11 protein-coding genes are annotated in these 10,532 nt (G+C 69.0%); 3 read left to right on the plus strand and 8 right to left on the minus strand.

Annotation, left to right across the window (positions count from 1 at the left end):
• Positions 1–2: 2 nt before the first annotated feature.
• From Q8N10_RS01925 to Q8N10_RS01945, 5 genes are all read right to left on the minus strand, one after another.
• Positions 3–821, minus strand: coding sequence for a crotonase/enoyl-CoA hydratase family protein (locus tag Q8N10_RS01925; protein ID WP_304776478.1), 819 nt, complete (start codon positions 819–821; stop codon positions 3–5).
• Positions 822–832: 11 nt separating this feature from the next.
• Positions 833–1,750, minus strand: a complete 918-nt coding sequence (locus tag Q8N10_RS01930; protein WP_304776481.1) for a glutathione S-transferase family protein — start codon at positions 1,748–1,750, stop codon at positions 833–835.
• 96 nt (positions 1,751–1,846) lie between these two features.
• Positions 1,847–2,632, minus strand: a complete 786-nt coding sequence (locus Q8N10_RS01935; RefSeq protein WP_304776484.1) for a 3-hydroxybutyrate dehydrogenase — start codon at positions 2,630–2,632, stop codon at positions 1,847–1,849.
• 89 nt (positions 2,633–2,721) lie between these two features.
• Positions 2,722–4,146, minus strand: coding sequence for an MFS transporter (locus tag Q8N10_RS01940; protein ID WP_304776486.1), 1,425 nt, complete (start codon positions 4,144–4,146; stop codon positions 2,722–2,724).
• Between the two features lie 115 nt (positions 4,147–4,261).
• Positions 4,262–4,687 (minus strand): globin, encoded by a 426-nt coding sequence (locus tag Q8N10_RS01945; RefSeq protein WP_304776488.1) that lies wholly within the window; start codon positions 4,685–4,687, stop codon positions 4,262–4,264.
• A 136-nt stretch (positions 4,688–4,823) separates the two neighbouring features.
• Between Q8N10_RS01945 and Q8N10_RS01950 the strand changes: the two genes are divergently transcribed.
• Positions 4,824–5,921 (plus strand): NADH:flavin oxidoreductase, encoded by a 1,098-nt coding sequence (locus Q8N10_RS01950; protein WP_304776490.1) that lies wholly within the window; start codon positions 4,824–4,826, stop codon positions 5,919–5,921.
• 121 nt (positions 5,922–6,042) lie between these two features.
• Here the strand turns inward: Q8N10_RS01950 and Q8N10_RS01955 are convergent, their stop codons facing one another.
• Positions 6,043–6,879 carry an acyl-CoA thioesterase II gene (locus Q8N10_RS01955; RefSeq protein ID WP_304776491.1) on the minus strand — a complete coding sequence of 279 codons (837 nt, stop codon included), beginning with the start codon at positions 6,877–6,879 and terminating at the stop codon, positions 6,043–6,045.
• A complete protein-coding gene (rfbC, locus tag Q8N10_RS01960; RefSeq protein WP_304776493.1) occupies positions 6,879–7,433 on the minus strand; it encodes a dTDP-4-dehydrorhamnose 3,5-epimerase in 555 nt (184 codons plus the stop codon). Before rfbC ends, Q8N10_RS01955 begins: the two co-directional genes overlap by 1 nt.
• Before the next feature lie 61 nt (positions 7,434–7,494).
• Here rfbC and Q8N10_RS01965 point away from each other — a divergent pair, with 61 nt between their 5' ends.
• Positions 7,495–8,478 carry a glycosyltransferase family 2 protein gene (locus Q8N10_RS01965; protein ID WP_370690187.1) on the plus strand — a complete coding sequence of 328 codons (984 nt, stop codon included), beginning with the start codon at positions 7,495–7,497 and terminating at the stop codon, positions 8,476–8,478.
• A 3-nt stretch (positions 8,479–8,481) separates the two neighbouring features.
• Here Q8N10_RS01965 and argE read toward each other — a convergent pair whose 3' ends face one another.
• Positions 8,482–9,651: an acetylornithine deacetylase gene (gene argE / locus Q8N10_RS01970; protein WP_304776496.1), complete on the minus strand. Its 1,170-nt coding sequence runs from the start codon at positions 9,649–9,651 to the stop codon at positions 8,482–8,484.
• Positions 9,652–9,755: 104 nt separating this feature from the next.
• Here argE and purU point away from each other — a divergent pair.
• On the plus strand, positions 9,756–10,532 hold a 777-nt coding region (gene purU, locus Q8N10_RS01975), incomplete at its 3' end, for a formyltetrahydrofolate deformylase (protein ID WP_304776498.1).

Below are 10,532 nucleotides of genomic sequence, written 5' to 3' on the forward strand. Positions count from 1 at the left end.
GATCAGTCCGCGTAGACCGCCGCGCGCTTCTGCATGTTGGACATCACCGCCTCGATCTGGTTGGGCGAGCCGATGAGGGCGCCCTGTTCCTGGCTCTCGGCCAGCAGCATGGCGTGCTGGTCGGCGTCGTAGGCCATGTCCAGCAGGCGCTTGGAGCCCCGAATCGCGTCCGGGCTCTTGGAGGCGATCTCGGCGGCCAGGGCCAGGGCCTCGGCGCGGGGATCGGCGCAGACCCGGGTGGCGAAGCCGAGCCGCAGGGCCTCCTCGCCGTCGAAGATGCGGCCGGTATAGGTCAGCTCCCGGGCCACGTCGTCGCGCACCAGGCGCTTCATCAGCACCAGGCCGCCCATGTCAGGGACCAGGCCCCACTTGATCTCCATCACCGCCATGCGGGTGTCGGGGGTGACGAAGCGCAGGTCGGCGCCGAGCGCCAGCTGGAAGCCGCCGCCGAAGGCCACGCCGTGGATGGCGGCGATCACCGGCACGGTCTGTTCGCGCCAGACCATCACCGCGTGCTGGGCGCGGTTGGAGCCGCCCGGCGTGCGCTTCGGCGTCAGCAGGGCCTCGCCGGTGGAGGACTGGCCGCCTGAGCGTTCGCCCGAGGCCATCTTGCCGAAATTGCCCATGTCGAGGCCGGCGCAGAAGGCCTTGCCGTCGCCCGACAGCACGATGGCGCGCACGCCCGGCCGGGTCTTCAGGTCCTCGCCGGTGTCGATCAGGGCCTGAAACATGTGGTCGTCGAGGGCGTTCATCTTGTCGGTGCGGACCAGGCGCACATCGGCGACGCCGTCCTTCAGATCAACCTTGATGCGGTCTTCCATGACGGGCTCCTTCAGAGGGGTCGGGCGCGCACGGCCACGTAGCCGGCGCGAGGGAAGTGGATGTGCAGGGCGCCGAGATCGGCGGAGTTGCGGGCGATCACCAGGCGGTCGGCGGTGGCGGCCACCAGGGTCCCGGCGATGGGGTCGCGGCCATAGTCGTCGGCCATCACCGTCACGTGGGTTCCAGGATCGAGGCCGAGGGGATCGGCGGGATCATGAGCCGGCGGCGGCCCAGGCTGGGTGTCGCGGGCGATCTCCAGGGCCACGCGGCCGGCCATCTCCTCGCGGGCGCCTTCGCCCAGCGCCATCATCTTCTCGGCCCAGTCGGGGATGCGGGTGAGACCCGCCGTCAGGGCCTTGGCCGTCGCGGGCAGGACATTGCTGAGCCAGACGATATTCATATAGGCCGCCACGTCCGCCAGCCCAGGCTTGTCGCCGGACAGGAAGGGGCGCCCGGCCAGGCCCTGGTCGATCCAGGCGGCGTGGGCCCGCCATTGGGGCCGCATGACGCCGGCCGCGCGCTTCATGGCGGCGACGTCGAAGGGGCGGCCTGACAACTTCTCGCGGTCGTCGATGAAGGCTTTGGGGACGGCATCGCCGATCTCGCCGAAGATCACCGGCACGGTGGTCTGGAAGAACAGGCGGTCGGCCCAGAAGTTCACCGCCCAGTCGGGACCGGTGACCGCGGGCGGATTGGGCGCCCGGCGTTCGATCTCGGCCAGGATCACCTGGGTGTCGCAATAGACATCGGCGCCGATCTGCATGACCGGCGCGCGGCGATAGCCGCCGGTCAGCGGGGTCAGGTCGGGCTTGGGCATCATGTTCGGGGTGATCACCGAGGACCAGGCCAACCCCTTGAGTCCCAGGAAACAGCGCACCTTCTGGGAGAAGGGCGAGGCCTCGTAGTGGTGCAGGATGATCCCGATCATAGCGTCTCCCTGGTGAGCACCCAGGGCCCACGCGAGGCTTACGCTGTCACGGATTCGACCGCCGCGAAACTCTTACGCCGCGTCAGGAGGCGCGCCCTACGCCGCCGTCCAGCCGCCGTCCACCGAGAGGTTGGCGCCGGTCATCTGCTTGGCGGCCGGCGAGCAGAGGAAGACGGCGATGGCGGCGACCTCCTCGGGCGTCACGAACTGCTTGGTGGGCTGGGCGGCCAGCAGGACGTCGTTGATCACCTGGTCGCGGGTCAGGTTGCGCGAGGCCATGGTGGCGGGGATCTGGTTCTCCACCAGGGGGGTCCAGACATAGCCGGGGCTGATGCAGTTGACGGTCACGCCATGGGGCGCGAGCTCCAGGGCCGCGGTCTTGGTGAGGCCTACGACCCCGTGCTTGGCCGCCACATAGGCCGACTTGAAGGGCGAGGCCACCAGGCTGTGGGCCGAGGCGGTGGAGATGATCCGCCCCCAGCCGCGGGACTTCATGCCCGGGACCACCGCGCGGATCGCGTGGAAGGCCGCCGACAGGTTGATGGCGATGATCTGGTCCCACTTCTCCAGGGGAAAGTCCTCGATGGGGGAGACGAACTGCACCCCGGCGTTGTTGACCAGCACGTCCACGGCGCCCAGTTCGGCCTGCGCCTGGGCCACCATGGCGGCGATCTCGGTGGGCTGGGTCATGTCGGCGCCGGAATAGATCGCCCTGACGCCGAATTCCGCCTCGATCCCAGCCCGCGCCGCTTCGATGTCCTCGGCGGCCCCGAAGCCGTTGATCAGGACGTTGGCCCCCTCCGCGGCGAAGGCGCGGGCGATGGCCAGGCCGATGCCGCTGGTGGAGCCGGTGACGACGGCGGATTTCGATTGCAGGATCATGGCGGCGTCCTTGGAGCGAGCCGAATTCGATCGGCCTCAAGGCTCATATTGCGGCGCACAATGAACGCAAGACAAGACTGATCGACGAGCTAGCTGTCCCTGCCGCCCAGCACCGGGATGGCCGGTTCGCTCGACAGGCTCTCGAGGATCGGAGCCTCGGCGTACTGGGCGTCGCGGGTGTCGAGGTCTTGGCGGATCTGCGCGTGGCGCTCGGCGTCGAGGCGCCATCCGATGACACAGGCGCCCCCCAGCATGACGAAGACGATGGGGCCGGCGATATAGGCCCACTCCAGGCTGCGGATCGCGCCCTCGGTGTTCACCGCCCCTTCGGTGGGGTTGTAGCCGAGCCGCTGCAGCAGAGGGAAGGTGACGCCGATGGCGAAGGCGCCGGCGATCTTCGCGGCCAGGGCGTTGAGGGCGTAGATCAAGCTCAGCCGCTCCTGGCCCTGTTCCAGCCGCACCTCGTCGCCGACATCGGCCAGCATGGCGCGGATCATCAGGTCGAAGCCGGCGGCCATGAAGCCGCACCAGAACATGGCCGGAATGGCGGCGGCGACATTGCCCTTAGGCAGGATCATCACCATGCACAGGCCGATGGAATAGGCCGTGGTGGTGACCATCAGGGTGCGGTGCTTGGAGAGCCGCCGCGCCAGCAGGGCGGTGAGCGGCGCGCCGGCGATCCCCGCCAGGACATAGATCAGCAGCAGGATCGAGGCCTCGGTGGCGGTGAAGCCGCGGCTGTCGGTGAAGAAGAAGATGTAGAGGGCGCTCATCCAGCCGGGACCCAGGGTCAGGGCCATCTGCGCCAGGAACAGGCGCAGCAGGTCGGGCTTCACCAGCAGGGACCAATAGTCGCGAAGCCGGAAGCGAGGATGGTCTGTCTCGGGCGCGATGATTTCCGGAGTCCGCAGCAGCATCCAGATCATCGAGACCGGGATGAGCCAGAAGATGAACCAGCCCATGTCGGGCACGATCTCGGTGGCGTCACGGCCAAGGGCCTCGGCGCCGATGGGGATCAGCAGCACCACCACCGCCCCGATGACGCCCAGGGCGGCGACCACGCCAAACAGGCGGGAACGCTCGTGATACTCCTTGGAGAGGTTCGCGCCCCAGGCCGAATGGCCCAGGCCGAGGATCGAGGTGCCCAGGTAGAAGACCAGCAGCCACCCGATCAGGTAGACAAGGCCGATGCCGTGCGGTGCCTGGAAGAGGGCGAAGACCGAGAGCATCAGGACCGGCGCGCCCAGGAGCATCCAGAACCGGTAGCGGCCGAGCCGCGTGCGGGTCCGGTCCATGATGACGCCGAGCACCGGATCCACGCCGATGTCCAACAGCCGAACCGTCATCCAGGCCCCGCCCACCACCGCCAGGCTGACCCCCAGGTTGCTGGCGAAATAGGGAGGGAGATAGACCGCCACGGCGACGGCCAGCGCGCCCAGCGGCAGGTTCGAGAGCGCAAACCCGAGGATGGTGGGCAGGCTAAGCCTGCTGGAGCCTGACGCGCCTGGGTTCACGAAACCTGCTCCCGACCGGCGCCGCTCGACCGTGGCGCTTCGGCGGCGCACAGGACGCCATTCCCCTGGGGAAGAGCAAGAGCCCCGCCCAAGAATGACGCCGAAAGCATGGGCGTCAGGCGCCCACCCCTTGCGTCTCCGCCTGGTTCGGGTGGGTGACGTAGTAGTCCAGGTCCGCCAGCAGCCGGGTCCAGGCCTGGTCCATCTGCGGCGTCCAGTCGGCGCCGATCACCTGCTTCAGGGTCGCGGCCACCGTCGCGAAGAAGATCGCGAAGATATTGGGGGGCACGTCGTAGCCGGCGTGATTGATCACCTCGGTCTGGATCAGGGTGGAGGCGTAGAGCCGGTCGCCGACGAAATCCAGGATGGCCGAGAACACCTGGGCCAGCATTTCGCCGCGGACCGCCCAGTTCTTGTCGCTCCAGAACAGGGCCTCCATCTCCGGATGGTCGGCGAACAGGCGCGCATAGACCAGCGGCGTCAGGTCCTCACAACGCTCGGCGGCCAGTTCCAGGCTCTGCTCGATCAGGTTGGCGCTCATGGTGGGCTCCCAGTTAGGCGGCGATCATCGCGCGGGCTCAGCTTATCGGCAATCACTTAGGCGCCGTGGGGGGCTTGCGCCGAAGACGGCGGGCCTCTCAACTGACGCCAACCTCTCTCCAGACCGGATGTCCGCCTTGCCCGCCAATCTGCTTGCGCCCCTGACCTTCCCCCATGGCCCGGCCATGAAGAACCGCCTGATGCTGGCGCCGCTCACCAATCTGCAGAGCCATGTGGACGGGACCATGTCGGAGGACGAGTTCCACTGGCTGACCCTTCGGGCCCAGGGCGGGTTCGGCCTGACCATGACCTGCGCGGCCCACGTCCAGGCGGTCGGCCAGGGCTTTCCCGGCCAGATGGGCATCTGGTCGGACACCCACATCGCGGGCCTTACCCGGTTGGCCACAGCCATCAAGGCCGCGGGCAGCATCGCGGTGGTGCAGTTGCACCACGCCGGCTACCGCTCCCCCAAGGACTTGATCGGGACCCAGCCGGTGGGCCCGTCCGACGACGAGGCCTCCGGCTCGCGGGGGCTGTCGACCGCCGAGGTCGAGCAGGTGGTGGACGACTTCATCGTCGCGGCGGTGCGGGCCAAGACCGCCGGTTTCGACGGCGTCGAGGTTCACGGCGCCCACTCCTACATCCTCTGCCAGTTCCTCAGCGCCGGCCTGAACCGGCGCACCGACCAGTACGGCGGCTCGGCGGAGAACCGGGGGCGGATGATCGTGGAGATCCTGCGGGGCGTGCGGGACCGCTGCGGCCCGGACTTCCTCCTGGGCCTGCGCCTGTCACCGGAGCGGTTCGACCTGGATCTGCGGGAGATCGCCGATTTCGCACAGCATGTGATGTCCGAAGGCCTGATCGACTTCCTCGACATGTCGCTGTGGGACGCCTTCAAGGAGCCCGCGGACGAGGCCTACAAGGGCCGCACCCTGATGAGCTATTTCACCGAGCTGGACCGCGGCGAGGTGCGGCTGGGGGTCGCCGGCAAGATCATGAGCGCGGCCGACGCGCGCGCCATGCTCGACGCCGGCGCCGACTTCGTCCTGCTGGGCCGCGCCGCCATCCTGCACCATGACTGGCCGCACCGGGTGGAGATGGACGCCGACTTCAAGCCCGTCAGCCTGCCGGTGACCCGCGAGCACCTGCGCAGCGAAGGCCTGGGCCCGGCCTTCGTCGACTACATGGCGACCTGGAAGGGGTTTGTGACGGAGCCGGAGGCGGTCGGGGCCTGAACCCGGGCCAGACCCTTTCCGGATCAGGTTGAATCAACCTGATCGGATAAAAAGGGTCTATCTTCTTGAATCTAGAGCATGTCCGGGCGGCGAGCCGGCGCGCACTTGCGCCTGACATGCTCTAGCGGAAGCGGATCAGGGCTTCCTGAGTGGCCGAGGCCACCAGGGCGCCGTCCGGGCCATAGATCGATCCGCGGTTGAAGCCCCGTCCGCCCGAGGCCGAGGGGCTGTCCTGCACATAGAGGTGCCACTCGGAGAAGTCGCTGGCCTTGTGGAACCACAGGGCGTGGTCGAGGCTGGCCACCTGCAGGCGGCCGGAATCCCAGTCCACAGCATGGGGCCGCAGCGAGGCGTCCAGCAGGGTCATGTCCGAGGCGTAGGCCAGGGCGCACTGGTTGAGCGCCACGTCGTCGCCGACCGAGACGCGGGCGCGGAACCAGCACATGTCGTTGGGCTCGCGCACCTCGGCCACCCCATGCGGGGCCGGATCGACCGGGCGAACCTCGACGGGCCAGATGCGGCGGCTGGCGGGATCGAGCCCGGCCTTGGCGCGCAGCTCTTCCTCATTCAGCAGGGTGTCGGGGGCCGGGGCGGCGGGCATGTCGAACTGGTGCTCGAAGCCCTCCTCCGGGGTCTGGAAGGAGGCGGCCAGGTTGAAGATCTGCTTGCCGTTCTGCAGGGCCACGACCCGGCGCACCGCGAAGGAGCCGCCGTCGCGCACCCGCTCCACCTGGAACAGGATCGGGGTCTTGGGATCGCCCGGCCGCATGAAATAGCCGTGCATGGAGTGGCAGAGCCGACCGTCGTCGATGGTGCGATAGGCCGCCGCCATGGCCTGGGCCACCACCTGGCCGCCATAGATGCGGCTGCCGGCTCCGGGCGGAGTCTGGCCGCGATACATGTCCAGCTCGATGGGCTCGAGCTCCAGGATGCTGACCAGTTCGGAAACCTCGGCCATCAGAAGGCCACCGGAGCCAGGTCCTTCAGGGGACGGGCGGCCTTGTCCTTGTCCGACACCACCGAGCCGGCGAAGGCGGGCCAGTCGATGGCCAGGTCCGGGTCGTTCCAGAGGACCGCGCCCTCGGTCTGCGGCGCATAGAGGCCGTCGACCTTGTAGGCCAGCTCGGTGTCAGGCTCGAGGGTGCAGTAGCCGTGGGCGAAGCCGCGCGGCACCAGCAGCTGCTCACCGCCGGCGGCCGTGAGGGTGGCCGAGACCCATTGGCCGTAGGTGGCCGAACCCGCGCGGATGTCCACGGCGACGTCGAGGATCGACCCGCGCAGGACCCGCAGCAGCTTGGCCTGGGGGTGCGGGGCGGTCTGGAAATGCAGGCCGCGCACGGTTCCGGCCTCGCCGCTGAAGGCGTGGTTGTCCTGCACGAAGTCGATATCCAGCCCGGCGTCGGCGAAGGCGCGCTGGCTCCAGGTCTCCATGAACCAGCCCCGCGCATCGCCATGGCGCTTGGGCGTGATAAGCAGGACGTCGGGCAGGGCGAGGGGCGTAATCGTCGTCATGGCGCCTCAGTTGGACGGAGTGACGCTTGCGATGGCGCGGGTTGGCGGGAAAGACAAGTCCTTGACGCCCGCCGTCAGCGTCGTGGTGGTCGCCTATCAGAGCGGCCGGCACCTGGAAACCTGCCTCGCGGCCCTGGCGGCCCAGGGCTTCGACGACCACGAGATCATCCTGCTGGACAACGCGTCGGACGACGGCGCGCCACAGGCCGCGGCCGGCACCCATCCCAAGGTGCGGTTCGTGGAGGCGGGTTCGAACCTGGGCTTCGCGGCGGGGGTAAACCGCGCCGCCCAGCTCGCCACGGGCCGGTGGATGGCCCTGATCAATCCCGACGCCTTCGCCGATCCCGACTGGCTCGAAACCCTGATGGCCGCGACGAAGAGCTGGCCGGACGTCAAATGCTTCTCCTCGCGCCAGCTGATGGCCGACGATCCGAGCCGGCTGGACGGGTTGGGGGACGTGATGTCCGGCGCCGGGTTTCCGTTCCGGGGCGGCTATACCGGCCGCGACCCAGGGCCGGTGGCGCCGGGCGAGGTGTTCTCGGCCTGCGGCGGCGCCATGCTGGTGGACCGGGCCTTCTTCCTCGCGCTGGGGGGCTTCGACGAGCGGCTGTTCTGCTACTGCGAGGACGTGGATTTCGGCTATCGCATGCGGCTGATCGGCGAGCCGACCATTGTCGTTCCCACCGCCGTGGTGCGCCATGTCGGCTCCACCGCCTCAGGCGGGCCAAGGTCGGAATTCGCGGTGTTCCATGGCACCCGCAACCGGTTCTGGGTGTTTGTGAAGAACACCCCGCCCCTGCTGCTGGCCCTGACCCTGCCCCTGCACATCTTCACCACCGCCCTGCTGTTCCTGCGCCATGCCGACCGCCACGAATTCAAGGCGCCCTGGCGCGGCCTGATGGCGGGGCTGAAGGGGCTGAACATCGCGCTGGCCGCGCGGCGCGAGACCCAGGCGACGCGCACCGCGGGCTCCTGGGCCATCGCGCGCGCCATGACCTGGAACCCCTTGGACCTGTTCCTGCGCCGGGTGGTGATCAAGCGCTAGGGGTCATTCCCCCGCCGCCGCCCACTCCACCAGCCGTTCCATGAAGGCGCCGCCGCGGTCCATCTGGACGGCCTCGACATATTCGTTGGGCTGGTGGGCCTGGTCGATGGAGCCGGGGCCGCAGATGACGGTGGAGAAGCCGGCCTGCTGGAACTGGCCGGCCTCGGTGGCGAAGGCCACCACTCGGGGCGGGCCGTTATCGCCGGTCAGACGGCGCGCGAAGACCTCGGCGACGCCGTCCGGCTCGGGCGCCAGGGGCGGGGTGGCCGATCTCCGCTCGACCCTCACCCCGGCCTCGGGGAAGCGGGCCTTCAGGGCCGCGTCGAGCGCCCCGCATTGGGCGAAGAACGGCGCCAGCAGAGCGTCCGGATCGAGGCCCGCGGCGTAGCGCAGATCGAACTGGAAACTGCACTCCCGGGCCAGGATGTTGCCCGCCGTGCCGCCCTGGACCAGGCCGATGGTCATGGTGGCGTGCTTGGGGGTGAAGAGTGAACTGGGATCAGCCTCCCGCTCCAGCTTCGCCGCCAGGTCGCGCACCGCCGCCATCAGGGGCACGGCCTCCATGATCGCCGAGACGCCGAGCTGGGTCTGGCTGGAATGGGCCTCGTGGCCATTGACCGTCACCAGGTGGTTGATGATCCCCTTGTGGCCGCGGACGGCCTCCATGTTGGTGGGTTCCCCGACCACCACCAGGGCGGGGGCCGGCAGCTCCGCCCCGATCAGGCGGATCAGGTCGGGCACCCCCAGGCAGCCGATCTCCTCGTCATAGGAGAAGGCCAGGTGCACCGGCTTCTTCGGACCCGCCGCCACCAGGTCGGGCACGGCGGCCAGCGCCAGGGCCAGGAACCCCTTCATGTCGCAGGTCCCGCGCCCATAGATGCGGCCGTCGTCCTTCGGCGTCAGCTTGAAGGGGTCGGTTATCCAGGCCTGGCCGTCCACCGGCACCACGTCGGTATGGCCCGACAGCACCACGCCGCCCTCGATCATCGGCCCCACCGTGGCCAGCAGGTTGGACTTGGTCCCCTCAGGGTTGGGCGCGCGCCGGTGCGGGACGCCGTGACCGTCCAGATAGGCCTCCACCCATTCGATGAGGGCGAGGTTGGAGAGCCGCGACGTCGTGTCGAAGGCCACCAGGGTGGAAAGGATATCGAGGGCGCGGGCGGTGAGGGTCATGCGTCACCCTAGCCTTGGGCGGCGGCCGGCTCCACCCGCCAGCCCGCGCAACTGAGCGTGAGGGCGCTTGACGTCGGGGCGGTGATCAAGCCTTAGGCACGGCCATGATCCTGACCCTCGCCTGCCCCGACCGTCCCGGCATCGTCGCCCGCGTCTCAGCCTTCCTGTTCGAGCGCGGCGGCAACATCCTTGACGCCCAGCAGTTCGACGACGAGGAGACCGGCCGTTTCTTCATGCGCGTGGTGTTCGCCGGCGACGAGAGCGCCGAGACCTTGCGCGCGGCCTTCGCCCCCCACGCCGAGGAATTCGGCATGGACTGGACCCTGCGCGATTCGAAGGTGAAGAAGCGGGTGATGATCCTGGCCTCGCAGCAGGACCACTGCCTGGCTGACCTGCTCTATCGCTGGCGGCGCGGCGAACTGCCCATGACGCTCTCCGCCGTGGTCTCCAACCACGCCGCCGACACCTATGCCCACCTGGATCTGTCGGGCGTGCCCTTCCACCACCTGCCGGTGGTCCGCGACACCAAGATGGAGCAGGAGGCGGCGCTCTGGAAACTGATCCAGGAGACGCAGACGGAACTGGTGGTGCTCGCCCGCTACATGCAGGTGCTGTCGGACGGCCTGGCGGCCAAGCTGGAGGGCCGCTGCATCAACATCCACCACTCCTTCCTGCCAGGCTTCAAGGGCGCGCGGCCCTATCACCAGGCCCACCAGCGGGGGGTCAAGGTGATCGGCGCGACGGCCCACTACGTCACCGCCGACCTCGACGAGGGGCCGATCATCGAACAGGACGTGGAGCGCATCAGCCACCGCGACACGCCGCGCGACCTGATCCGCAAGGGCCGCGACATCGAGCGCCGGGTCCTGGCCCGCGCCGTG

The sequence above is a fragment of the Phenylobacterium sp. genome, assembly GCF_030693625.1.
Classification (GTDB): domain Bacteria; phylum Pseudomonadota; class Alphaproteobacteria; order Caulobacterales; family Caulobacteraceae; genus Phenylobacterium; species Phenylobacterium ferrooxidans.

What these genes read in the sequence shown, in the direction of transcription:
- Q8N10_RS01925 (WP_304776478.1), bottom strand. Translation starts at nt 821, where the DNA reads ATGGAAGACCGCATCAAGGTTGATCTGAAGGACGGCGTCGCCGATGTG.
- Q8N10_RS01930 (WP_304776481.1), bottom strand. Translation starts at nt 1,750, where the DNA reads ATGATCGGGATCATCCTGCACCACTACGAGGCCTCGCCCTTCTCCCAG.
- Q8N10_RS01935 (WP_304776484.1), bottom strand. Translation starts at nt 2,632, where the DNA reads ATGATCCTGCAATCGAAATCCGCCGTCGTCACCGGCTCCACCAGCGGC.
- Q8N10_RS01945 (WP_304776488.1), bottom strand. Translation starts at nt 4,687, where the DNA reads ATGAGCGCCAACCTGATCGAGCAGAGCCTGGAACTGGCCGCCGAGCGT.
- Q8N10_RS01955 (WP_304776491.1), bottom strand. Translation starts at nt 6,879, where the DNA reads ATGGCCGAGGTTTCCGAACTGGTCAGCATCCTGGAGCTCGAGCCCATC.
- rfbC (WP_304776493.1), bottom strand. Translation starts at nt 7,433, where the DNA reads ATGACGACGATTACGCCCCTCGCCCTGCCCGACGTCCTGCTTATCACG.
- argE (WP_304776496.1), bottom strand. Translation starts at nt 9,651, where the DNA reads ATGACCCTCACCGCCCGCGCCCTCGATATCCTTTCCACCCTGGTGGCC.